The sequence below is a fragment of the Mycobacterium sp. IDUB_1 genome (assembly GCF_055419625.1).
In genome coordinates this window covers 2,135,063-2,158,673 of sequence record NZ_JBVAYA010000001.1, presented here as the reverse complement: position 1 = coordinate 2,158,673, position 23,611 = coordinate 2,135,063, and the positions used below count along the sequence as shown (strand labels likewise).

The following is a 23,611-nucleotide window of genomic DNA, read 5'->3' as shown; positions in this document are numbered from 1 at the left end:
GATAGAGCCCCGTGCCGGATGTCCTTCCCTGGCTGCAGTCGGGCGCAGGTCTGGGACGGGGGTCCACACCATGGGTGCACATTCGGCGATGCGCAAGAATCGGCGGCGCTGCCAGCCTTACGCGTGGCTTGGCGCCGGAGCAGTCGCGTTCGGCGTCGGTGCCGCCGCCCTGGCGGGAGCCGGTGTCGCCAACGCCGACGATGCCTCGTCGTCATCGTCGGACAACGACAACGCCCGTGTCGGTTCGCCGCGTACGTCCACTGAATCGCATCGCGGCGACCGCCAGATCAGAAGCAAGCGCTCGGTCGATGACAAACAATCCGGCACCGGAACGCGCCGAACCGTCAGAGTCACCAACCCCGAGAGCGCCGAGCGTGTGACGCGGCGTATTCCCCCGCCCGACTCCGACGGCCCCCTCGACAAGCCCGTGGTGTCGGCCATCCTCGCGGCAGTCCGCCGAAACGTCGACGACAAGACAGCCAATACCGTTGCCACACAGGCTCTGTCGGCGGGAGCGACCAACACGGCGCCGACTTTCACGACGGATGTCCAAGCACCTGACCCCACCACCGGCGCGGTTCGCGTCGTCATGACGGCTGATGACCCAGACGGCGAGCCGGCGGGCTTCTTCGGCAGCAGCTCCACACCGACCGGAACGATCGAGTGGGTCCCCGAAATGATCGTGTCCGGCTCGACATCGTCAGCGTCCTTCATCTACACGCCGAATGCTGCCGCCCGCCACGCAGCAGCCACCCTCGGCGGGCCCACCTCGGCGACCATAGCCATCGAAGTCCAGGACAACTATGGCGGACGAACCCAGGGCTCGGTCACCGTCCCGATCGCGCCGTTCAACACCGCACCGGTGATCACGAACACCACCCCTCGCTCGCCCAACTCCCGAGGAGCCGTCTCCGGCACCGTCGAGGTCCATGATGCAGACGGCGACACCGTCGTCTACAGCGCGTCGCTCGCAGGCAAGGGCACCGTCAGCATCAACCCGAAGACAGGCGCGTACACCTACACACCGTTGGCCACGGCACGCCATGCCGCGTCGTCGAGCACCGCCCCGGGAGCCGACAGGGCCGACATGTTCATGGTGACCGTCGACGATCGACACGGCGGCCTGACCACGCAGATCATCACGGTCGCCGTCAGTCCGACCAACCGCGCGCCGAAAATCAAGGTGACCGTCAAGAACCCCGACAAATCGACCGGCGTGGTGACCGGAACCGCCAGTGGCTCCGACTCCGACAAAGACACCCTGGCGTTCAGCGTGACCGGGGCGACCAAGGGCACAGTGACCCTCGATGCCGCAACAGGCACGTTCATCTACACACCGACGATCACCGCACGGCGGGCCGCCGGCGCGCCCGGGGCCGGCAAGGCCGTCAGAACCGACACGCTCACGCTGACCGTCAGTGACGGGCACGGCGGAGTCGCGACGAAGACAGTCACAGTCACCATCGCGCCGCTCACCGGCAACACCCCACCCATCCTTGGCGCCGTCAACGTCGGCCAGCCGGATGCCATCAGCGGCGTGCTGTCCGGCTCGGTCGGCGCTTCCGACGGTGAAGGCGATCCGCTCACCTTCACGCTCGGGTCGGGGCCGGCGAGAGGCGTGGTGTCCGTGGGCACCGACGGCTCCTTCACCTACACGCCCACCGCCTCGCAACGCCCCACCACCGGCGGCCTCACCGACACCTTCACCGTGGTCGTCTCAGATGGGACGTTGTCGACGGTCGCGACGGTCTCGGTGCCCGTCGCGCCCATCCCGGATCACCTCGACGCCGGACAGTGGCTGCAACCGAACCAATACATCCTGTCGCACAACGGCCGCTACAAGCTGGTCATGCAAGGCGACGGCAATCTCGTCGAATACGACAACCAAACCAACGCCGCACTCTGGTCCTCCGGAACGAACGGACGGGCGGGATTGCGCGCGGCAATGCAGGGCGACGGAAACTTCGTCCTCTACACCCCGGCACCACAGAGCGGGGTGTGGAGCACGAAGACCAACGGTTACCCCGGCGCCCGGATCGTACTGCAAGACGACGGCAATCTTGTTGTCTACCAAGGATCTACGGCTCTATGGGATCGCCACGCGGGCCGTCTGAACCCCGGAGGCGGCGGGGGCAATCCCGGCTCCGGTGGCGTCCGCGGCGACGACTATCCGGCCAGCCTCAAAAACGCCGCGTTGGACAGCAAGGTCGATCCGTGGGGGTTCTACAACCGCGAGTGCACCTCGTTCGTGGCGTGGCGCCTCAATTCGGTCAATGGCGCTGCCTTCACCAATACCATGCGCGGGGGCCGCTGGGGCAACGCAACGAACTGGGCCGCGAATGCGCGGGCGCTCGGTTACACCGTGAACAGCACGCCCGCCGTCGGGTCCGTCGGCTGGCTGAGCAGTGGTCACGTCGCGTGGGTCGCCGCCGTGAACGGCGACAGCCTGGTGATCGAGGAGTACAACTACGGCTACACCGGCGTGTACAAGACCCGAACGGTGAGTCGCAGCTACTTCAACGGCTACATCCACATCAAGGATCTGTGAGCTGCTGCAGGTGAAATTGCATTCAGGACGGCCGCCCACGACCGGGAACGCGATCCGGACCGAAGGGACTGGCTGCTTCACTCTGGTTGAGAGTGAGCACTATTCTTGTCGCCACGACCTGAGGGAGTGTGGTGTGACATCCGGTGCGTCGCCCCTCGGGGACCAGCCGCAAGATCCGACCGCTGACGAAGCCCACTATTTCTCGGACGCCGACTATCTGCGGGGGATGACACGGTTGACCGACGTCATCCAAGAGCTGTCGCTGGCGCGGTCATTGGCGCAGGTGCAGAGCGTCGTCGCCACGACGGCGCGCGAACTCACCGGCTGCGACGGCTCCACCTTCGTCCTTCGCGACGGAGGCATGTGTTTCTACGCCGACGAAGACGCGATCACGCCGCTGTGGAAGGGCAAACGCTTCCCGCTGGACGCCTGCATCAGCGGGTGGACCATGCTGCACAAACAGCCCGCGGCGATCTCCGACATCTACAGCGACCCGCGCATTCCCCACGACGCCTACCGGCCGACCTTCGTGAAGAGTTTGGTCATGGTTCCCATCCGCCGGCAGGACCCGGTCGGCGCCATCGGGTGCTACTGGGCTCAGGAACGCCAGGCCTCCGACCGCGAAGTGGCTCTCCTGCAGGCGTTGGCCGACGTGACGTCGGTGGCAGTGGAAAGCGTTGCGCTGCACGCTGCCCTGGAGAACCAGGTGGTCGAGCAGACCGACGGGATCGACTCCACCTTCGCGGCGGCGTTCGCCAACGCACCCGTCGGCATGGCGGTCATCGGCCTCGACGGGAGCTTCCAGCGCGTGAACCGGGAGTTCTGCCGAATCACCGAATACGACGCCGAGGAGTTGATGCACCTGACGTTCCAGGACATCACCCATCCCGACGACCTCGACATCGACCTCGCCGAGGCGTCGCGACTGCTGGCCGGAGAGATCGCCAGCTATCAGATGGATAAGCGCTATTACACCCGAGACGGTCACGTCCTGTGGGTCCGGCTCTCGGTCTTCATGGCACACGACGACTCCGGCCAGCCACGGTCGTTCATCTCCCACATCGAAGACATCTCGGCGCGGCGCCGCGACGAAGAGCGCCTCCGGCGCCAGGCCACCCTGGACGCTCTCACCGGCGTGTACAACCGGAGCAGATTCGACGAAGAGCTGGCGAAGTACGCGGCGACCGCCAGCCGTCACGGGATCTCGGACGAAGCAGCACTTTTCATGATCGACCTCGACGGGCTCAAACAGATCAACGATTACAGCGGCCACGCTGCGGGCGACACCTACCTCAAGACTGTGGCCGACACGATCAAAGCGCGGTTACGCCTCTCCGACGTCGTCGCCCGCATCGGCGGCGACGAGTTCGCCGTCCTCCTTCCCCACACCACGGTCGCGCAGGCTCACCACCTGGCCCAGACGTTGGTCGAGCAGGTCGAGACCCTCTCCCCAGGCGGGGTCTGCATCGGAATCGCAATGGTCACTCCCGACACGGTCGACAGTGCCCTCGAGCGCGCCGACCGGGCCATGTATCGCGCCAAGAGACGGGGCGGCAACCGTTGGTGCGGACCGGAGCCCTACGCCGCGGACTGATTTGGCGTCTCGCCAGGTCGACGACCGAGCCGATAGTGATCGGGAGCGACGACCAGAGATCGAGCGGTGCGACACTTGATCGTGACCAGCAACGAACCGCTACTCGGCCCGGGTCTCATAGTCGTCTGTGTCGTCATGGCAGCGGCGGCAGCACTGGTTTCCAGGTTCGCCCTCCGTGGCTCTGCGTGGACCGTACCGGGCGCCGGCATCCGCGCTGCGGTACAGCTGGCCACGGTTGCCACGGTGCTGGCTGCCGCGATGGCCCGGCTGTGGTCCTCGATACTGGTGCTCGTCGTAATGTACGCAGTGGCCACCGCCACCGCGGCGCGCCGCAGCGAGGCCGATGCCGGCTCGCTGTGGCTGGCCGCGCCACTCGCGACGGGAATGGCCTCCGTGATACCGCTGCTGCTCCTGAGCCATGTGGTGCCGATGACCGGTGTTGCGCTGGTTCCAGTTTTCGGCATCGTCCTCGGCGGCACGATGACCGCCGCGGCGGTGGCTGCCCGCCGAGCGCTCGACGCCTTGACCCTTCGAGCAGGGGAAGTCGAAGCAGCGCTGAGTCTTGGTTTGTCTGAACGTGACTCACGGATGGAAGTGATCGAGCGACCTCTCGGTGATGCTCTGCTCCCGAATCTCGATCAAGCGCGCACCGCCGGTCTGGTGACCCTGCCCGGAGCGTTCGTGGGCGTCTTGCTCGCGACGGGTTCCGCAGCGCAGGCGGGCGCGGTCCAGGTGATGGTGTTGATTTCGCTGATGCTCGCCCAAGCCTGCGCCGTAGCCATCACCGGTGAGTTGATCGCTCGCGGACGCATTCGTCGCTGCGCCTCGGAGACCTCGTCGTCGCGCAGACGCCTCCTACCGTGGACTCGACGTCAGTAGCGGTCAGCGGAGGGCGGAGAGGAGATCGTTGAGGGTCTGCGTCTCTGTGGCCCGGTCGGGGTTGGCGCCTCGGACGGACGAGAGCACAGCGTCGATGCGTCCGTCGATGGCCGACCATGTGCCGCCGTCAATGGTTTCAAGCCTGGATTGCGCATCGTCCCAGGCGGTTTCGAGACGCTTCGCGGCGGAGATCGCGCCAGCCTGGTCGCCGGCCCGAACCTTGGTCAGCGCGTCCTCGGCGATGCTGCGGAAGTTGGCGACGTCGGCCGCGGGGAAGCTGGCCGCCTGACCCGGGGCGATGGCGGTGACGGCTGCAGGAGCCTCCTCGGTTCCCGGAGCAGCCCCGTGCGGTTGGGCGTGTGCCCACGCCATCAGTGCGGCTGTGGCGGCCGCGACGACCACGAAGTACCCCAACATGACCTTCTCCCGACGGGGGTTCTGTGTAGCCGTCGTGTCAGACCGCTCGATGACATCGGCTCGGGTGACAGTCAGGAACACAATTGTGGCCGAGATGGCAGCGAGGAAGACAACACTGGTGACCGCCACCCCAAGACCCAGCCCCTGCTGATCCTTCGGAAAGCCAAGCCAGTCGCCGAGATTGGCTCCCAGCGGCCGAGTCAGGATGTACGCCAGCCAGAACGACAGCACGCTGTTGGCGCCAAGTTTCCAGCCCACGACGACGGCCGCGATCAGTCCAGCCGGTAGCAGGACTGCGACACCAGGGCTCCACCCGGTGAGCTCCAACGTCCAATCCCCCGCCGCTGTTCCGAGTGCGAACGTAACGAGAATCGCCAGCCAGTAGAACAATTCGCGGGGCAGCGTCGTGATGCTGTGGATCGACAGCGTGCGCTCCCTGGCCCACCACACCGCGAAGACGACCGAAAGCAGCACCGCGAACACGCTGGTACTGAGGGCCAGTGGGACGCCGAGGTCGTCGGTGAGGATGTCGGTGTAGAGCGTGCCGGTCACGCTGACCACGACGACGGTGAACCAATACGCGAGCGGCACGTAGCGGTCCAGTGCGAGCTGCCACGCCAGCACGACCGCCAGCACCACCGTGAAAAGCGCCGCGGTGAGGTGTAAGCCGACGCCGAGAGTCATGTTGATCCAGTCAGCAAAGCTCTCACCGACGGTCGTGCACAGAACTTTGATCACCCAGAACCAGACGGTGATCTCCGGCACCTTGCTCAGTGTTTCCCGCCGCGCCGTGACGGTCGCCGAACTCGTTCGCTCACTCACAAGGCGCAACTTACGAAAGCTCCGCTGAGGTCTCGCTGAGAACCGCTCGCGAGGCCTTTCGCGGTTCGTTGGCTGTGGCCGGCGTTGGCCGCGGACGGAGGAACAGGACCAGGACGACAGCGGTGTAGACACACCAAGCGACCGCCTGAAGGACAGTGGGATCCGGACGGAAGTTGAAGATCCCCTGCAGCACGGCGCCGTACCAACTCGACAAATCGAAGTGGACTGACACGTCGAAGGCGTTGTGGGACACGCCGGGAAGCCAACCGACAGTCTGGAGGGCTCGCACTCCGTACGCGAGGATGCCGGCAGCCACGATGACCAGAAGGACGCCCGTGCACGTGAAGAACGTCGCAAAATTGATCCGCAACGACCCGGCGTACAGCAGAACCGTGAGCACGGCAGCGATCAGGATGCCCAGCAGCAGACCCACCAGCGGCCACGAACTCCCTGCAGTGTTCTCGGCGTAGCCGACCATCAGCAGCGCAGTCTCCACACCTTCCCGTCCGACGGACAGGAAAGCCAGGCTTGTCACCGCGATCGGACCAACGGACAGCGCCCGGGTCATTCCGGCGCGAAGGTCACCGGAGATGCCGCGCGCGGCGGTGCGCATCCACAACACCATCCAGGTGATGATCACGACTGCCACCAGCGACGCGAGGCCGGCGGTCAGTTCGGCAGTCAGTCCCGACAGCGTGGACGTGCCGTAGTGAATGCCGACGAAGATGGCGGCCACGAGTGCCACAGCGCTCAGCACGCCCACCGCGACCCACTTGAGCGAGTCTCGACGATCGGACTTGACGAGAAAGGCCACCAAGATCATGACGACGATGCCGGTCTCCAGTCCCTCGCGGACACCGATGAGACCGCTTCCCGCCAGCTGGACGGCGATGGACGGTGCGCCGGCACCGTCAGCGAGATTCACCTCAGGTGATCCCTTCTTGTCGAATTCGGAGAGTTAGGTAAGGCGAGCCTGTGCGAATGGCCTGGCCCACGGTAGGGCTGCTCCGCTGAGAGCACGCTGAGAACTGTCGGGTGCATCCACGGGCGCCGCAGTGTCCGCGCCCTCAGCGCCGTCTCAGCCGATACGACGGAATCTGGTGTCATGGACAGACACAGGACGGCCATGTCGACCCATCGACCGGGCAGGCCCACCACCGTTCTCATCACGCTGCTCGCGCTGGCTTTCGGCGGCCTGGCGGTCGTGGCTCACCACGCCGGTCACGGGACAGCGATCGACCACGCCGTCTTGAACTGGATGACCGAGCACCGGCGGCCCTGGACCACCACCGCTGCGATTGCCATCACCGACGCCGGCAGTCCTGTCGCGATCACGCTGCTGGCGTTGCTCGTCGCCTGCCTGATGTGGTGGCGTCAGTCCTCGCCGAAGTCCGGTCTCGTCGTCATCGCCACGTTGGCGGCGGCCAGCGCAGCGAGCACGCTGGCGAAGTTCGCCGTCGGCGCTCAGCGACCCCCTCGGTCCGTGCAACTCCTGCACGAGGTCGATCACTCATTCCCGTCAGGGCACGTGACCGGCACGTTGGCACTGCTCGGCATCGTCGCCGTCGTGGTGGCGAAGAACCGCAGTCGAGCTATGCGCTTCGCCGTGGCGGGTGCGGTGACGGCGGCGACCATCACGATCGCGATCACACGCTTGTACCTCGGCGTGCATTGGCTGACCGATGTCGTCGCAGGCATGCTGCTCGGCGGCGTCGCCGTCGCTTTCGGGGCATCGCTGTTGGCTACCGTCACGCAATCGGCCGAGCATCAGGGCAGACATCGTGCCGAGTCGCCGATCCCGGCGGCCACGCGGGTGGCATGATTCTCACAGTCGCGTCGCGACGCATGCCTGCCATTCATGCAGGAGGAGATGATGCGGGCCGGTCCCGAGAACAGCCCATGCCTCGACTGAGGCAGCCCGCGACGTGGCTCCGGGCCCGCTACTGGGGTATCTCGGCGAGGTCGGCGTTCGTATCGGCAACGGTTGTGCTGGTGACCTTCGCCATCGCAGGAGCGGGATTGGCCGTCATTCTGTACCGGTCACTCCTCGCCGGGGTCGACGAGGCAGCGGCCACCCGGGTGGGCGACGTGGTGGCGGCATTGGCCTATGACACGCCGGCCCAGCTGGACTCCGCCCTGCTCGATACCGACCAGCGTGTTGTTGCGGTGCAGGTGATCGACTCGCTCGGAGCCGTCGTCAGGCGGTCGGCCTCCGCACCCGATGCTCCGCTCGTCGCACCGTCGACCATCGGCACCGGTGGCCGGATCGGGTTGTCCGACGATGCCTCACCCGACGGCGATATGCGGATCAGCGGCCAGACCGTCGATGCCCGCAGCGGGCCCTACACCATCCTCGTCGGCGCGGGAAGCGAAGCGGTGGAGACGACGGTCGCGACCGTTCTTGTCCTGCTCGCCGGCGCTGCGCCGGTCGTCAGCGTCGTCGCCGGGGCGGTGACCTACTTCCTGGTCGCCAGGTCGCTTCGATCCGTCGACGCGATTCGCGCGCGCGTCGCCGACATCACCACGTCCCACCTCGCCGAGCGGGTACCGGTCCCGTCGCATCATGACGAAATCTCTGCCCTCGCTGTCACGATGAACAAGATGCTTGCCCGTATCGAAGCGGGGCACGACGCCCAGCGGAGGTTCGTGGGTGACGCCTCGCACGAATTGCGGAGCCCCGTTCAGGCCATCTTGTCGGCGCTCGACGTCGCTTCCGTGCACCCCGAGATCCTCGATCGTGAGCTCGCCGAGTCGACTTTGCGACCGGAGGCGCAACGCATGCAATCCCTGGTGGAGGATCTGTTGTTGCTGGCCCGAGCCGACGAGCGGGGACTCGCACTGCGGCACACGGACGTCGACCTCGACGATGTCGCATCCAACGAGGTGGGCAGACTTCTGCGCTGCACCTCGCTGACGGTCGACGCAGAGGTGACGCCGACCCGGCTGATCGGCGATCCGGGAGGCTTGTCCCGCATGCTGCGCAATCTGTTGGAAAATGCGGCTCGCCACGCGATATCTCGGGTGGAAGTGCGGGTCTACCCGGAGGGGTCGACCGCTGTGCTGACCGTCGGCGACGACGGCCCAGGAATTCCGGAAGCCGAACGGGTGCGGGTCTTCGACAGGTTCGTCCGGTTGGACTCCGATCGGTCTCGCCGCGGCGGCGGCAGCGGGCTCGGCCTCGCGATCGTCTCGGAGGTCGTCGCCGCTCATGACGGATGCGTGGGTGTCGGCGAGCGGACCGATGGCGGCGCGTTGTTCACCGTGCGCATTCCCCTGGCGGGATCGGCGAACACACCAGCGATGAGTCAGTTCCCGCTACCGGCCTCGCCGGAATCCAACCGGTAGCCGACACCCCGGATCGTACGAATGGTATCGGTGCCGAAAGGCGCATCTATCTTGCGGCGCACATACCCGACGTAGACCTCGACCACGTTGTCAGGTCCGGCGTAGTGGGCGTCCCACACGTTGTGCAGCATGTCGTGTTTGGTGACGACGGTGTCTTTGTGACGCATCAGATATTCGAGGACGCCGTACTCGCGGGGGGTCAGCTCGATCAGCGTCGTACCGCGCTCGACGACGCGACGCGCAGGGTCCAGACGCAACGTGCCGGCGGTCAACACGGTGGGACGCTGCGGGGCACCGCGACGCAGCAGCGCTCGCAGCCGGGCCAGCAACACGACGAATGCAGCGGGCTTCGAAAGATAGTCGTCCGCGCCGAGGTCGAAGGCGTCTGCCTGGTCGTAATCACCGTCTTTGGCGGTCAGCATCAGCACTGGCGTCCACACTTCCCGCGCGCGCAACGTGCGCAGTACCTCATAGCCATTGAGCCCGGGCAGCATGATGTCCAGCACGATGACGTCGAACGAATGCTCGGTCGCCTCCCACAAGCCGTCGATTCCGTTGTCCGCGTGCACCACGACGAAGCCCTCGGCGCGCAGCCCCATGGCGAGGGTGGCAGCGAACCGCTCCTCGTCTTCGACGATCAGCACCTTCACGAGAGCCATCCTTCACTCGACGCTGCGCTTCGGCCAGCAGGTACGCATCGCGCCAGGTGCAGGTCCCTGGTGTTGTGGGCGAGATTGCACGCAGGGCTGCCGTCACGCCCGTCAGTGCAATCTGGCCTGCAGGCACCGCAACAACACCCCCTCCTGTAACGTCAGGCGCTCGGGGAGCGACGCGTATGGCAACACCTACTGGGGGGCACCTTGACCATGTCACTGAACATGTCTTTGACGAAGCGTTCGGCGTTGGCGCTTGCCGCGCTGGCCGTCGCGATGACGGCGGGGGCCATGAGCTTCGGCACCGCGTTGGCCAAGGCCGACGACATGCGCCCCAGCCCGTGGGTGAAAAGCCCCGGCGCCGGTGAGGTCCGCCGCGACTCCACCCAGGGCGAGGTGCGCGACGGCTACATCCTGGCTCCCGCCGGCGGGGCGATCCGTCAGTCCCCCGTCGCCACCCCCGGCACCAAGGCCGGCGGCTTCAGCGGCGTGCGCGTCGGCCCCGGTATCGGCGGCTGGTAACCCGCTCTACGGCAACGCTTTTCCGGTCTCGGCGTCGAAGAGATAGGTCTTCTCCCGGGGCACGATCAGCCCGATCTGCGCACCCGCGTCCCACGACGCGCCCGCCGGCGCCTGCGCGATCACCCGCGTCGGCTCCGGGGTGTCCACCACCGCTGTCACCAACGCGTGGCTGCCCAGCGGTTCGACGAAATCGACACGCGCCGGCACCGCGCCTTCGGCGTGAACGCTGCCCAGCTGAAGATGTTCGGGCCGCACCCCGACCGTCACCGGGCCGTCGGCGCACTGCACCGACGACAGCTCGGCGCCACCGAGCTGCAACATGCCCGAACGTACTTGGCCGGCAATCAGATTCATCGGCGGGCTGCCCATGAACGCAGCGACGAACGTGTTCGCCGGCCGGTGGTACACGTCGTCGGTGCTGCCGATCTGCTGCACCTCACCGCCGGCCATCACACACAGCCGATCCCCCAGCGTCATCGCCTCCACCTGATCGTGGGTGACGTACACCGACGTGACCGGCACCTCCCGGTGCAGCCGTTTCAGATCACCGCGGACCTGGTTGCGCAGCTTGGCATCCAGATTCGACAGCGGCTCGTCGAGCAGGAAGGCCTGCGGCTCGCGCACCAGCGCCCGGCCCATCGCCACCCGCTGCCGCTGCCCGCCCGAGAGCTGACCGGGCTTGCGGTTCAACAACTCCCCGATCTGCAGCAGATCCGCCGTGTCCCGAACCCGGCGCTCGATTTCCGCCCGCGGCGTCTTACGCTGCTTGAGCCCGTACGCCAGATTCCGGTACACGGTCATGTGCGGGTACAGCGCATAGTTCTGGAACACCATCGCGATGTCCCGCTGCCCGGGGCCCAGTCCGTTGACCACCTGCCCGCCGATGCGGATCTCACCGTCGCTCGGCTTGTCCAGACCGGCGAGCAGCCGCAGCGCCGTGCTCTTGCCGCACCCCGACGGGCCCACCAGGATCAGGAACTCCCCGTCGGCGACGGTCAGACTCAAATCCTTCAGCGCGGCGACGCCGCCTGCGTAGCGACGGGACACGTTGCGAAACTCGACCTCTGCCAACGTCCTACCCCTTGATTCCGGTACTGGCGACCGACTGCACGAAATACCGCTGCGCCACGACGAACACCAACAGCATCGGCAACAGGCTCATCACGTTGGCCGCCATCAGCAACGGCCACTGCACGTGATGGGCTCCCTGGAAATAACTGAGCCCCAACGGGATCGTCATCTGATCCTGTGAGGTGATGACGATCAGCGGCCACAGGAAGTCGTTCCACGACGTCAGCACCGTCAGCGCGGCCAACGTCGACATCGCCGGCATCGACAGCGGCAGCACGATCTTGAACAGCACACCCAACCGCGACGTCCCGTCCACGCGGGCCGCCTCCTCGAGTTCAACCGGCACGGTCTGGAAGAACTGACGCAGGAAGAAGATCCCGAACGCGGTCGCGAGGTTCGGCAGCATCAACGCACCGATGTGGTCGATGCCCATGCCCTCCCACACGTTGTCGCCGAACCACTTCACGATCAGGAACACCGGGATCATCGTCACCTGGAACGGCACCATCAGTGTGGCCATCAACGTCACGAACAGCGCTCCGCGGCCGAGGAACCGGATACGTGCGAACGCATAACCCGCGAGGCTGCACACCACGAGATTGCTGACCAACACCACCGCGGTCACCGTCAGGCTGTTGAAGAAGAAGTGCCCGAACGGCGCCTGCGCCCACGCCTCGGTGTAGTTGGCGAACCGCGGACTGGCCGGGAACAGCACCGGCGGGAAGTGGTTGGCCTCCCCCTCGGTCTCCAGCGACGTGATGAGCATCCACAGCAACGGGACGATCAGCAGGAAGCTCAGCGGGATCAGCACCAGATGCCACGGGCTGAACGGCAGCCGCCAGCGATTCGAGGAGGTCCTCGTCGATGGCACTGTGGCCGTCACGGGTGGTGCGCGAATCTGCGAGCCAGCCGGAACTGCACGGCCGTGACGATCAGGATGACGACGAACAGCACGTAGGCCATCGCCGCGGCGTAGCCGGCGTCGAAATGCACGAACGCCTGGTCCCACAGGTAGTAGACGATCACCGTGGTCGCGCGGAGCGGCCCGCCGCGGGTGGTGGCGTACACCTCGTCGAACAACTGCAGCGCGTTGATGGTCAGCCACACCAGCAGGAACAAATTGGCCGGACCCAGCAGCGGCACCGTGATGGTGCGGAACCGGGTGAACGCATTGGCGCCGTCGATCGCGGCCGCCTCGTGCAGCTCCGGCGGAACACCCTGCAGCGCAGCCAGATAGACGATCACCGAGAAGCCGGTCCAGCCCCAGATCGTCATCGCGACGATCACGTAGATCGCCTGCGACGGCGACGCCAGGAACGGCTGCGACGGCACCCCGGCCGCGTTGAGCGCGGCGTTGACCAACCCGTAGTCACGGTCGGTGAGCCACAGGAAGATGATGCCCTGCGAGATCGTCGACACCGCCATCGTGATGTAGGCCGCGGTCCGGTACACCGAGATGAACCGCACCGAGCGGTTCAGCGCGGCGGCGACCAGCAGCCCGACGATCATGGTGCCTGGCACGAACAGCGCCGTGTAGATGATCGTGTGCTTGATCGCGTCGAGGAACACCGGGTCGTCGGCCATCTTGCGGTAGTTGTCGAAACCCACCCACGGCGTCTCCGGCGTCAACAGATCGGATTTCTGGAACGACAGCTGCAGCGACATCAGCACCGGCAGCAGCCCGAAGATCCCGATCAGCACCATCGCCGGCGTGACCAGCGCCCACCCGGTCAGCCCGTCGGTGCCCCCCAGACGCCACCGGCGCCGAGGCCGGGCCGGCGGCGGTGCGGGCGGTGCCGCCACCGCCGCACCGGACCTGGGGTCAGTGGTCACCATCTCCAGCTACTTCTCGGCCAGCTTCGCGTCCGCAGCCTGCGCGGCCGCGTTCAGTGCGTCGGCAGGCTGCTGCTTGCCAAGCATCACCGCGACGATCGCCTGCCCCAGTGCGTCGGAGACGTCGGGGTACTGCTCGACGGTGGGCCGGACCTTCTTCACGTTGTTGAGATTCTCCACGAACACGCCTGTGCCCGGCACGTTTTCATTGAGCTTGTCGAGGACCTGCTGGTCTTTGCCGACCGACTGCCGGATCGGCAGATCGCCGGTGCCCAGCGAGAACGCCTTCACCTGCTCGGGCGCCGACAGCCACTTCACGAAGTCGACGGCCGCCTGCTTCTTCTTGTTACCGTTGTCGAACACCACCCAGTTGTCCGGCCCGGCGATGGTCTGGTGACCACCCGACGATCCGGCGAACGTCGGCATCACCTGCACGCCGTAGTCGATGTCGCTGAGCTGGCTCAGATCCCACGGACCGGTGACGAGCATCGCGACCTTGCCGCTGTTCATCAGTTTCGGACCGTTCTCGTTGGTGGTGTCCAGATACAGCGATTTGTCGTTCACGGCCATCTGCTGCAGCACGGTCAGCGCCTTGACGCCCGCCTCGGAGTTGAACGCCGCCTTCTCGTTGTCCGGCGACAGGATGTCGCCGCCTGCCTCCCACAGCATCGGGATGTAGTGCCAGACGGTGTCCTCGCTGCCGTCGGCCGGGATCAACCAGCCGTACTGCCCCTTGCTGGGATCGGTGAGTTTGGCTGCGGCGGCGCGGAAGTCGTCCCACGTCCAGTCCGGGCTGGGCGGCGCGACGCCCGCATCGGCGAACAGCTTCTTGTTGTAGACGATCGCGAGGTTGTCGACCAGCGCCGGCACCCCGACGACTTTCTCGCCGACGGTGGCGGCGTCGCGCTCGGCGGGATAGAAGTCGTCCCACTGCCAGTCGGGCTTCTTCACCTCCTCGGCCATGTCGACCACCTGCGGGATCTGCGCGATGTTGGGCGACCACGAGCCGAACATGTACGCCACGTCGGGCGCACTGCCGCCGCGGACCGCGGTCAGCACCTTCTGCAGCACCAGATCGTTGCTGGAGTACAGCTCGTTGACCTTCACGTCGGGATGGTCCTTGTTGTACTGCGCGATCAGGCCTTTGAACACCTCCCCCTCGGTGTCCTGGTAGCCATGCCACACCGCGATCTCGGTGGGTCCCGACGACGACGGACCCCCGCCCCCGCACCCGGCGAGGACGAGCGCGATGACGGCGAGCAGTGCAATGCAGAGGCGGCGTCTGATCACGGTGGACACTCCTTAGTGGTGGGTTCGCAACGATTCGGGCAGCAGATCTGAATGCGCAGCGGTCAGTTCGTCACACAGATCGGCGATCTGATCGACGCTCAGCGACGCGGCGGTGTTCGGGTCGACCATCGCTGCGGCGCGCACCAGCCGAGGGTCGCCTTCGACGGCGGCGCGCACGGTCAGGTCGACGGGGCCGAGGAAGCCCCGGTTGAGCGCGGCGCACTGCGGGGGCAGATCGCCGACCGCCATCGGGTGTGCGCCGAGCGAGTCGAGCAGCGTTGGGACCTCGACGGCCAGCCCGTCGGGCAGGTTGGTGATGAGGCCGGCGTTGGCGATGTTGGCCGAGATCACCCGCGGCGTACCGGTTTCCAGCGAGTGGATGACCTGCGGGGCGTACTCGGTGGAACCGGTGTCGATCGGCAGGGTGTCGGTGTCGGCCAATTCCGCGCGCACGCGGCGGTATTCGGCGATGTTGGCCTCGCTGATCGACACGTACTCGCCGATGTTGATCCGCAACCGCTGGATCTCGTCGGGGTCATGCAGGTACCACGGCACGTATTCGCTGCTGTGCTCGCTGGTCTCGGTGGGGTAATAGCCGAGTCGGCGGTACATGTCGACCCGCACGCGGCGCTGGAGCTCCGGGTCGGCGGCGATGCGTTCGTCGAGCAGCGGGTAGAGGTTCTGGCCGCCTCGCTCCCAGCGCAGCACCCACGCCTGGTGGTTCACCCCGGCCGACCAGTAGGACACCTCGTCGTAGGGCACGTCGATGAGCTCGCACAGGCCGACCATCGTCCAGTAGACCGAATGGCAGAGCCCCAGCACCTTCAGGTTCGGCGCGACCCGGTGCAGGTAGGTCACGTTCATCGCCATGGGGTTGGTGTAGTTGAGCAGCCATGCGTCCGGGCACATCTCGGCCATGTCGGCGGCGATGCCGGCGAGCACCGGGAACGTACGAAGCCCGCGGAAGATACCTCCGACGCCGATGGTGTCGGCGATCGTCTGGTTCAGGCCGTACTTCGCCGGGATCTCGAAGTCGCGCACCGTCGCCTCGTGCCCACCGACCGCGATGGTGTTGATGACGTAGTCGGCACCGTCGAGTGCGCGGCGGCGATCCGTCGTGGACACCACCGCCGGTTGGGCACCGGCCGCGCGGGCGGTGGCCCGGGTGATCGCCTCGGCGGTCTCCAACCGTTCGTCGTCGATGTCGTGCAACACGACGCGCACCGAACCGAGTTCGGGGAACGACAGGATGTCGCCGAGGAGTTCGCGGGTGAACTCGACGCTGCCGGCGCCGATGATCGCGATCGTCGGTTTCACTGACGGGTGCCTTTCGTGGTGGGTTCCAGCACGGCCGCGGTCGGCTCCTCGCCGCGCTTCTCGTCGGCGTAGACCATCAGCGTCGAGCCGACGAGTGCCAGCACGATGCCGATGGCGCCGTACGGGCTGGGCAGCGTCTGGTAGGCGATCAGCGACACCACGATGGTCAGCGCGGGCGCGAGTGCGTTGGTGGTCGGCGCGACGATCGAGGCCTTGCCGCGGGCCAGCGCCATCACCAGGAACAGCGCGCCGACCGCGTTGAGCAGCTGGGTCCCGGCCGTCAACAACGGTGCTTTCCAACCGAAGTCGAGCGGCAAGCCACCCATCGAGATGATCGCGACGGGGATCAGCGCGAGTCCGCTGATGGCCATCCAGCCGAACGTGGTGGCCTCGTTGACACCGAGCGTCGCGGTCTTGCGCATGAAGTACGCCTGCACGCCCCACGCCACGCAGATCACGACGGCCAACAGCAGCCACGGTCCCGTCGAGGCGTCGGAGTCGCTGCTGGTGATGCTGAACAGCACGATGGCCGCCAGGGCGCAGATCAAGCCGACGATCGCCAGGCCGCGAATGCGTTCGCGCAGCAGCACCATCGCCATCACCACGGTGATCGCCGGGGAGATCGACACGATCGGGAAGATCAGATACGCGGGGCCGATGGTGAGCGCCTGGAACAACAGCAGCTGTCCGCCTGCGCCGGTCAGCCCGATCAGCAGACCGTAGATCGTGGCCTGCGGGCGGCGGTCGAACTTCTGCCCCTTGAGCGCGAACGCTGCGGGAATGATCATGGTCAGCGCCCAGATGCAGTAGATCATCTCGTCGGGGTAGCCGTACCAGGTCGCCGGCAAGGCGGAGAACGCGCCCCACACCCCCCAGAACAGGATCAGCAAGGTGGCGTAGAAGATCCAGCTCCGCGCCGGCTTGGCAGTGTTGTCGGTCATGGCTCCAGTCATGGCAGCGTCACCTTCTCGGATGTGGTTGCAGTGTTCGATAATTCGGCGATCGCTGCAGTGCTCAACGAGTGGCCGCCGTGTTTGGCCGCGTACAGCGCCGCGCCGACCGCAGGGTCGAGCAGCGGCTGCCGCAGGTCGTAGTGCACGGGGAGGGCGCGCAGCGCGCTGGTGAACCCCGCGAGGAGCGTGGCGTCGGAGAACATGCCGCCGGAGTACGAGACCGGAACGGTCTCGTCGTCGGTGAAACCGACCAGCGTGCGGGTGGTTTCGATGAGCGCAACGAGTTCGGCGACGGCGTCGTCGAGGATCTGCGCGGCTGCGGTGTCGCCGTTCTGCGCGGCCTGGCAGACGGTGGTCGCCAGCGCGGCGATCGAGCCGCGGCTGCCCTTCCAGGTGTCGATGACCAGGCTGACGACGTCGAGGTCGCCCCCGATCTCCAAGCGCGCCTTGAGCAGATCGTAGAGCGGGCCGCGGGGCATGCGGCCGTCGCTCATCCGGCTGAACGCGTTGAGGCCGCGGGTCGCCACCCAGTACGCCGAGCCCTCGTCGCCGAAGAGCTCACCCCAGCCGCCGACGCGATGCCCGACACCCCGACGCTCCCCGTAGGTCATCGAGCCGGTGCCGCTGATCACGTTGATGCCGTCTTCGCCGCCGAGCGAGCCGGCCCAGCCGCACACCATGTCGTTGTCGCAGCTGTACCGGTCGTGGCCGAGGACCCCAGCAGGCACCGAGTCCAGCGCCGCGATGTCACCGCTGGCCTCGCCATAGCCGGGCAGGCCGAAGAACGCGGCGTCGATGCCGGCGGTGTCGATGCCGGCCTGGGTGCAGATGTCGGTGATACCCTGGGAGAGAACGCGTTCGACGACGTCGAAGCCGTCGTTGAAATAGTACGAGGTCGGTGCGGTGGCGCGGGCCAGCACGTGGCCGGCATCGTCGATCAACGCGAACGCCGTCTTCGACCCGCCGCCGTCGACGCCGAGATAGCGCGCCATCAACGGGCTCCGGCCATCGGGTAGATGGTGACACCGCGGACGACCCGGCTCACTTCCCCCGAGGGGAACGGATTGTCGGGCGTCTTGTCGTAGTCGAGTGACGTGAACAGCGCCAGGTACTGCCCGAACACCAGATACGGCAGCGCGACCAGCGCGTCGGGCAGATCGTCGAGGCCGGGCAGCACCAATGCGTCGCCGTACTCCTGGGGGATCGGGACGGCGCTGATCACGCGGACGGCGTCGGCGCCGAGCTGGCTGCGCAACTCGGCGATGATGTCGAGGTCGTAGCGGCGGGTGTAGGGATCGGTGGACACGTAGACCACCGCGAGGGTGTCTTCGTCGAGCACCGACTTCGGACCGTGCCGGAAGCCCAGCGGTGAGTCGAAGTACGTGACCACCTCCCCGGCGGTCAATTCCAGGAGTTTGAGCGCGGATTCGCGCGCCAAACCCTCCAGCGGCCCGCTGCCCAGATAGACGAAGCGCTGTTTCTTGGAGTGCGCCAGCGCCCGGATGTCGTCTTGGCGGCCGGCCACGTGTTCGGCGGCACGGGCCAGCGCCTCGACCTGGTTCGGCTGAGCGGGACCGAGCATCAGCAGGCAGGTGAGCAGCATCGAGGTGAGGCTCGATGTCATCGCGAAACCGGAGTCGTTGGTGCGGTCGGGCATGAAGACCACCAGCGAGTCCGGCCGGTCGGCGTGCGCGCGGCCCAGCTTGCCCTCGCGATCGCAGGTGAGGACCAGATGCCAGACCTGGTCGACCAGTTGATCGGCCAGTGCGGTGGTGGCCAGGCTCTCGGGGCTGTTGCCGCTGCGCGCGAAAGACACCAGCAGCGTGGGGGTGTTGGGCTCGAGGTGATCGAGCGGACTGGCGACAATGCTCGTGGTGGCGATCGGCTCGACGCGGTGGCGCAGATGTCGGCGCAGCAGCGGCGCGGCGATCTCGCCGGCGAACGCGGAACTGCCCGCCCCGGTGAGGATGATCCGCAGATCGGGGCGCGCCAGCAGGTCCCGCACGAAGGCCTCGGCGTGCCCGTCGGACCTGCCTGCCACCTCCCGCCAGGCGTCGGGCTGCTGACCGATCTCGAGAATGGTTGCGCCGCCATCTTTCTGATCCGGCACAGACGTCTGGGTCATCGTGGGCTACCTCCAGGGTTGTCGGCGCGGCACGCGGCGGCGTAGGGCCGCAGCGCGTCACGGACGCGGTCGACCACGAGGGCCTCCGCATCGTGGTCGAGCAGGCCGGCGCGAATGCGCTCGTATTGCAGGGGCAGGAACTGACTGATCAGCGGCAGTGGGATACCGACGCGATCGAGGTTGGCCAGCAGCATCCGCCGCGCGGCGTCGACCTCCTCGTCGGCCCAGTAGTAGCGCAGCCGGTCGCTGTAGCTGTAGCGGCGGGCGGTGCGCTGAGCGACGGGATCGCCCTCGTAATAGTCCTGCCAGTACCCGGGCTCGGCGAGCATGCGCCGCTCGATCACCTCGATGAGGTTCGAGCGTGCCGGCCGCGGCAGCAGTTCGGTCTCGATCATGGCCAGCGCGAACAGTGCCTCGCGCATCGCGAAGGTCAGTCCAGGTCCCACTTTTAGGACGGCCCAATGGTCGTCGACGAGTTCGCGGAGCTGTTGGGGGCGTTGATAATCCGTCGAGTGGGCTTCGAAGACGAGATGGGCCTCGTCATCGAGCACGCGCCGCAACTCGGCGGTGGCCGAGTGCTCGTAGTCGATCACCTGGAGGTGGTCGAACTCGACGCCAGGCTGGACCACCAGCGCCATCACCCGCGGCCACACGTCGTCGTGGCCGACGGCGGCGAATGCGCTGCGGTGCGCGGCCAGCGTGGCCCGTGCCGCATCGGCGGGCGTGGGGGTGAGCCGGTCCAGCGTCTCGTGTGCGCCGCCGGGAACGGGCACCTCGGTCCCGATCACGTACACCGGCGCGTCGACACCGCTGCGGCGCGCCGTGTCCTCGGCAATCGCCAGCAGCCGCGCACTGCGCTCAGCGACGACCTCGTCGGACAGCACGGCGGGATCGTCGGCGCAGCGCATGCTGCAGTCCAGGTGGATCTTGCGGTAGCCCGCCGCCACGTAGGCCGCGATCAGCGTCTCCGCATGACCCATGGCGACGTCGGCGTTCTCCCGCTGCCACCTGTTGGGGCCGAGATGATCACCGCCGAGCACCACACGGTCGCGGGCGAAACCCTCTGCGTCGGCGATCCCGAACACCAGGTCACGAAAGTCGTTGGGCCGCATGCCGGTGTACCCGCCGAATTGGTCGACCTGATTCGAGGTCGCCTCGATGAGCACGAACCCGCCGTCGGCGGCCGCCTGCACGATCGCCGCCTCCAGCACGGTGGGATGCGCCGAGCACACCGAATACACCCCGACCGGCTCGCCACCCTTGTGCCGGGCCACCACGTCGGCAAGCCAGTCGACCCGCCGCAGCATCTGCGTCCCGGCCATCACGCCTGCACCCCCGCGATCGCGACCACGCGACACAGGTGGGCCACCGTGTCGGCCACCGCCTCTCGCGCCGGGATCAGATACTTGCGCGGATCCGTCAGTGCGGCATCGGAGTCCAGGACGGTGCGTACTGCGCCCGTGTAAGCGATGTTGAGCGCCGTGCCGACGTTGACTTTCCGGATTCCGGCAGCGACCGCGGCACCCAGGTTCTCGTCGGACACCCCCGACGAGCCGTGCAGCACAAGAGGAATCGACACCGCGGCGGCGATCTCCCGGATCAGCGCCATGTCGAGCTCGGCGTCGCGGGTCGTCATCGCATGCGAGCTGCCCACCGCCACCGCCAGCGCGTCCGCGCCCGTGCGCGCCGCGAACGCCGCCGCCTCGCCGGGATCGGTGCGGGCACCGGGCTCGTGGGCGCCGAGGACGCGGCCGTCCTTGCCGCCCACCTGACCCAACTCCGCCTCCACGTACAGCCCGGCATCATGGGCACGCTGGACGAAAGCGGCTGTCTGACCTACATTCTCGTCGACATCGCGGTGTGCCGCGTCGATCATCACCGAGGTGACGCCGAGGGCGGGCGCGGTGGCGACGACCTCGTCGAGCAAGGCCGAATCCTGGATGTGGTCGAGGTGCACGGCTATCGGTGCGGCCGACGCGGCGGCGATCTGCGCACATGCCGCGGTGATCGGCGCGAGCGCTCCGCCGTGGAATCTCACGGTGTTCTCGCTGATCTGGATCAGCGCGGCGGCTCCGGCACGCTCCACGCCCAGGGCGATCCCTTCGGCATGCTCGAGAGTGATCGCGTTGAAAGCCAAGATCGCGCAGCGGTTTTCGATGGCCGCGGCGATGAGATCCGAGGTCGACGCCAGCGTCACGCGATGACCTCCTTCACCAGATGTGTGCGGTGCATCACTTGACTATGAGAAGCTCGCTCAGAACGCGCAATACCAACCGGTCAAACGATCAGGAAAACTGATCGCTCGCCCCGGTCCGACACCCAGGAGTGCCGAATGTCCATCAAGCGCACCGACCGGATGCGGGAGGTGCTGTCGGTCCTGCGGGACCGCGGCGAGGTCGAATCGACGGTGCTGTGCACCGAGCTGCGCGTCTCCCCCGCCACGCTGCGCCGCGATCTGGCCGAGCTCGAGGAGCAGGGCCTGCTGGTGCGCACACATGGTGGCGCCAGGGCCCTCGACCCCAGCGGCAGTGAGATCCCGGTGCGCCTGCGCGACCACCGCATGGTCGCGATCAAGCGCCGCATCGCCCAGCACGCCGCCGCCCTCGTCCCGCCCGGCCCGCAGGCCGTCGCGCTCACCGGCGGCGTCACGTGCGGCGAGGTCGCCCGCGCGCTCAAAGGGCGCCCCCACATCACCGTTGTCACGAACTCGCTCACCATCGCGGCCGACTGCGCCGTCGACGCACACATGAAGGTGATCGCGACCGGGGGCCTGGTGCGTTCCAACTCGCTGGAGGCAGTCGGCCCCATGTCCGAGCACGCGTTTCAGGTGATCACCGTCGGTACAGCGGTGCTGGGCGCCGACGGCATGTCCGCTGAGATCGGCGCCACCACCTATGACGAGGCCGAGGCCCGCACGGCGATCGCGATGGCATCCAACGCCCAGCGCGTCGTGGTCGCCGTCGACGGATCGAAGATAGGCAACGTGACCCTGGCCAAGATGGTGGCGCCGGCGCAGATCCACCACCTCGTCACCGACTCCACCGCTGATCGCGAGCAACTCGATCGCATCGCCGCCGCCGGGGTGCGCGTGCACGTCGTCGACGCTGAGTGACGGAGCGGCTTTCGTGAACGCGGTCAAGCACTGGTGGGCACTACCCGATCAGTACGACTGGCTGTCGGGCTATCTGCACGCGCGCCGGTTCGACCGTCCTGTCCGGATCGGGATGGCGATGATCTCCGCCGCGGCGCTTCTGTTCCCGCTCAACGCCCTCTACGACCCCGGCGAAGTGCACGGCCGCATCTTCCTCGCCGTCAGCCTCGTCGTCGCGGCCCTGCATCTCGGCTGGCTGGTGCTGTGGCTGACACGCTGGCCCACCCGTAACCAGTCGGTCGCCTACGGCCTGAGCTTCTCGGCCAGCGTCGCCGCATCGACCTGGATCGCCGGCAACCCGAGCATCGGCCTCGTCGGATGCACCGCGCTGGCGCTGCCGGGCATCTACTTCGCGTTCTTCCATTCCAGCCGGCTGCTCACCGTCAACCTCGCCATCGCGCTGACCGTAGCGGGCATCCACTCTGTCGAACTGATCCGCGACGGGCAATCGGTCCTGGCCGCGTCGATGATCGTCCTCGTTCTGCAACTCAATGCCGTGGCACCACTGGTCTTTCAAATCGCCGTCCACGCACTCGGAATCGATCTCATCCAATCCGACCGCGACCCGCTGACCGGCCTGCTCAACCGCCGCTCTTTCGAACGCGAAGTCGTCAGAGCGGTCCTCGACGGTCAGCACGGCGGCACCCACCTCGTCCTGGTGATGATCGACCTCGATCGTTTCAAGGCGCTCAACGACGCCAAGGGGCACAGCGCCGGCGATGACGCGCTGGTCTCGATCGGCCGCGCGCTCACCGCCGGCATGCCGGCATCGGCGGCCATCGGCCGCGTCGGTGGTGAAGAGTTTCTCGTCGCCGACATCATCGCCGCCACGCAGATCCCCGCCATCGCCGAGCGGGCCCGCCATGCCGTCACCACGGGAGAGCACTCGCTGACGGCCAGCGTCGGTACGGCCACCACACTCATCGTCGGCATCGACGGCGCCAACATCGTCGACACCCTGCGGCGGCTCACCGCGCAGGCCGACGTGGCGATGTACCAGGCCAAGCGTGCCGGTGGTAACCGCGTCTACCACCACGCCACCGACAGCCAATCCAGGCGCTGACAGAACCTACTCCGGAGTAACCGATACC

General features: G+C 67.0%; 21 protein-coding genes. 8 read left to right on the top strand and 13 right to left on the bottom strand.

From position 1 onward, the window contains the following. Positions 1-70 precede the first annotated feature (70 nt). The 3 genes from ACZYYX_RS10930 to ACZYYX_RS10920 all read left to right on the top strand — a co-directional run bounded on the left by ACZYYX_RS10930 (position 71) and on the right by ACZYYX_RS10920 (position 5,021). The gene (locus tag ACZYYX_RS10930; RefSeq protein WP_463814411.1) at positions 71-2,548 is read left to right on the top strand and encodes an Ig-like domain-containing protein; all 2,478 of its coding nucleotides are present in this window, start codon (positions 71-73) and stop codon (positions 2,546-2,548) included. A 133-nt stretch (positions 2,549-2,681) separates the two neighbouring features. Beyond that, complete coding sequence (locus tag ACZYYX_RS10925; RefSeq protein WP_463814410.1) at positions 2,682-4,142, top strand: sensor domain-containing diguanylate cyclase; 1,461 nt, start codon at positions 2,682-2,684, stop codon at positions 4,140-4,142. A gap of 81 nt (positions 4,143-4,223) precedes the next feature. Further along, positions 4,224-5,021 carry an ABC transporter permease gene (locus tag ACZYYX_RS10920; RefSeq protein ID WP_463814409.1) on the top strand — a complete coding sequence of 266 codons (798 nt, stop codon included), beginning with the start codon at positions 4,224-4,226 and terminating at the stop codon, positions 5,019-5,021. A gap of 3 nt (positions 5,022-5,024) precedes the next feature. Here ACZYYX_RS10920 and ACZYYX_RS10915 read toward each other — a convergent pair whose 3' ends face one another. Beyond that, entirely contained in the window at positions 5,025-6,260 is a 1,236-nt protein-coding gene (locus tag ACZYYX_RS10915; protein ID WP_463814408.1) for a COG4705 family protein, read from the bottom strand. Between the two features lie 10 nt (positions 6,261-6,270). Continuing rightward, entirely contained in the window at positions 6,271-7,185 is a 915-nt protein-coding gene (efeU, locus tag ACZYYX_RS10910) for an iron uptake transporter permease EfeU (RefSeq protein WP_463814407.1), read from the bottom strand. 180 nt (positions 7,186-7,365) lie between these two features. Between efeU and ACZYYX_RS10905 the strand changes: the two genes are divergently transcribed. Both ACZYYX_RS10905 and ACZYYX_RS10900 read left to right on the top strand, forming a co-directional pair. Then, a complete protein-coding gene (locus ACZYYX_RS10905; RefSeq protein ID WP_463814406.1) occupies positions 7,366-8,082 on the top strand; it encodes a phosphatase PAP2 family protein in 717 nt (238 codons plus the stop codon). Between the two features lie 77 nt (positions 8,083-8,159). After that, the gene (locus ACZYYX_RS10900) at positions 8,160-9,605 is read left to right on the top strand and encodes a HAMP domain-containing sensor histidine kinase (RefSeq protein ID WP_463814405.1); all 1,446 of its coding nucleotides are present in this window, start codon (positions 8,160-8,162) and stop codon (positions 9,603-9,605) included. On the opposite strand, the gene ACZYYX_RS10895 is transcribed toward ACZYYX_RS10900, so the two are convergent. Further along, a complete protein-coding gene (locus ACZYYX_RS10895; RefSeq protein ID WP_463814873.1) occupies positions 9,566-10,255 on the bottom strand; it encodes a response regulator transcription factor in 690 nt (229 codons plus the stop codon). The two genes, ACZYYX_RS10900 and ACZYYX_RS10895, sit on opposite strands and share 40 nt — an antisense overlap. Positions 10,256-10,483: 228 nt before the next feature. Between ACZYYX_RS10895 and ACZYYX_RS10890 the strand changes: the two genes are divergently transcribed. Continuing rightward, positions 10,484-10,780, top strand: a complete 297-nt coding sequence (locus tag ACZYYX_RS10890) for a hypothetical protein (RefSeq protein ID WP_463814404.1) — start codon at positions 10,484-10,486, stop codon at positions 10,778-10,780. Between the two features lie 6 nt (positions 10,781-10,786). Here the strand turns inward: ACZYYX_RS10890 and ACZYYX_RS10885 are convergent, their stop codons facing one another. From ACZYYX_RS10885 to ACZYYX_RS10840, 10 genes are read right to left on the bottom strand one after another with little or no spacing between them, the layout of a single operon-like run. After that, positions 10,787-11,851: an ABC transporter ATP-binding protein gene (locus ACZYYX_RS10885; protein ID WP_463814403.1), complete on the bottom strand. Its 1,065-nt coding sequence runs from the start codon at positions 11,849-11,851 to the stop codon at positions 10,787-10,789. A 4-nt stretch (positions 11,852-11,855) separates the two neighbouring features. Further along, complete coding sequence (locus ACZYYX_RS10880; protein WP_463814401.1) at positions 11,856-12,734, bottom strand: carbohydrate ABC transporter permease; 879 nt, start codon at positions 12,732-12,734, stop codon at positions 11,856-11,858. Next, entirely contained in the window at positions 12,731-13,687 is a 957-nt protein-coding gene (locus ACZYYX_RS10875) for a carbohydrate ABC transporter permease (protein ID WP_463814400.1), read from the bottom strand. Before ACZYYX_RS10875 ends, ACZYYX_RS10880 begins: the two co-directional genes overlap by 4 nt. A gap of 6 nt (positions 13,688-13,693) precedes the next feature. After that, complete coding sequence (locus ACZYYX_RS10870; RefSeq protein WP_463814399.1) at positions 13,694-14,974, bottom strand: ABC transporter substrate-binding protein; 1,281 nt, start codon at positions 14,972-14,974, stop codon at positions 13,694-13,696. Positions 14,975-14,986: 12 nt separating this feature from the next. Next, positions 14,987-16,291 carry an alpha-galactosidase gene (gene melA, locus ACZYYX_RS10865; protein WP_463814398.1) on the bottom strand — a complete coding sequence of 435 codons (1,305 nt, stop codon included), beginning with the start codon at positions 16,289-16,291 and terminating at the stop codon, positions 14,987-14,989. Beyond that, a complete protein-coding gene (locus ACZYYX_RS10860; RefSeq protein ID WP_463814397.1) occupies positions 16,288-17,244 on the bottom strand; it encodes a DMT family transporter in 957 nt (318 codons plus the stop codon). Before ACZYYX_RS10860 ends, melA begins: the two co-directional genes overlap by 4 nt. After that, on the bottom strand, positions 17,241-18,236 hold the full coding sequence (locus tag ACZYYX_RS10855; RefSeq protein WP_463814396.1) for an N-acetylglucosamine kinase: 996 nt from the start codon (positions 18,234-18,236) through the stop codon (positions 17,241-17,243). The genes ACZYYX_RS10860 and ACZYYX_RS10855 overlap by 4 nt, the downstream gene beginning before the upstream one ends. Further along, positions 18,236-19,369 (bottom strand): SIS domain-containing protein, encoded by a 1,134-nt coding sequence (locus tag ACZYYX_RS10850; RefSeq protein WP_463814395.1) that lies wholly within the window; start codon positions 19,367-19,369, stop codon positions 18,236-18,238. The genes ACZYYX_RS10855 and ACZYYX_RS10850 overlap by 1 nt, the downstream gene beginning before the upstream one ends. Then, entirely contained in the window at positions 19,366-20,691 is a 1,326-nt protein-coding gene (locus ACZYYX_RS10845) for a D-tagatose-bisphosphate aldolase, class II, non-catalytic subunit (protein ID WP_463814394.1), read from the bottom strand. The genes ACZYYX_RS10850 and ACZYYX_RS10845 overlap by 4 nt, the downstream gene beginning before the upstream one ends. After that, positions 20,691-21,566, bottom strand: coding sequence for a class II fructose-bisphosphate aldolase (locus tag ACZYYX_RS10840; protein ID WP_463814393.1), 876 nt, complete (start codon positions 21,564-21,566; stop codon positions 20,691-20,693). Before ACZYYX_RS10840 ends, ACZYYX_RS10845 begins: the two co-directional genes overlap by 1 nt. Before the next feature lie 135 nt (positions 21,567-21,701). Between ACZYYX_RS10840 and ACZYYX_RS10835 the strand changes: the two genes are divergently transcribed. Continuing rightward, on the top strand, positions 21,702-22,481 hold the full coding sequence (locus ACZYYX_RS10835) for a DeoR/GlpR family DNA-binding transcription regulator (protein ID WP_463814392.1): 780 nt from the start codon (positions 21,702-21,704) through the stop codon (positions 22,479-22,481). A 13-nt stretch (positions 22,482-22,494) separates the two neighbouring features. Beyond that, positions 22,495-23,583, top strand: coding sequence for a GGDEF domain-containing protein (locus ACZYYX_RS10830; RefSeq protein ID WP_463814391.1), 1,089 nt, complete (start codon positions 22,495-22,497; stop codon positions 23,581-23,583). Positions 23,584-23,611 lie beyond the last annotated feature (28 nt).

Bases quoted from the DNA above. Each gene is read 5' to 3' on its own strand.
- ACZYYX_RS10860 (WP_463814397.1), bottom strand. From the start codon at position 17,244: ATGACTGGAGCCATGACCGACAACACTGCCAAGCCGGCGCGGAGCTGG.
- ACZYYX_RS10835 (WP_463814392.1), top strand. From the start codon at position 21,702: ATGTCCATCAAGCGCACCGACCGGATGCGGGAGGTGCTGTCGGTCCTG.
- ACZYYX_RS10930 (WP_463814411.1), top strand. From the start codon at position 71: ATGGGTGCACATTCGGCGATGCGCAAGAATCGGCGGCGCTGCCAGCCT.
- ACZYYX_RS10890 (WP_463814404.1), top strand. From the start codon at position 10,484: ATGTCTTTGACGAAGCGTTCGGCGTTGGCGCTTGCCGCGCTGGCCGTC.
- ACZYYX_RS10875 (WP_463814400.1), bottom strand. From the start codon at position 13,687: ATGGTGACCACTGACCCCAGGTCCGGTGCGGCGGTGGCGGCACCGCCC.
- ACZYYX_RS10845 (WP_463814394.1), bottom strand. From the start codon at position 20,691: ATGGCCGGGACGCAGATGCTGCGGCGGGTCGACTGGCTTGCCGACGTG.
- ACZYYX_RS10900 (WP_463814405.1), top strand. From the start codon at position 8,160: ATGCCTCGACTGAGGCAGCCCGCGACGTGGCTCCGGGCCCGCTACTGG.
- ACZYYX_RS10905 (WP_463814406.1), top strand. From the start codon at position 7,366: ATGGACAGACACAGGACGGCCATGTCGACCCATCGACCGGGCAGGCCC.
- ACZYYX_RS10855 (WP_463814396.1), bottom strand. From the start codon at position 18,236: ATGGCGCGCTATCTCGGCGTCGACGGCGGCGGGTCGAAGACGGCGTTC.
- ACZYYX_RS10850 (WP_463814395.1), bottom strand. From the start codon at position 19,369: ATGACCCAGACGTCTGTGCCGGATCAGAAAGATGGCGGCGCAACCATT.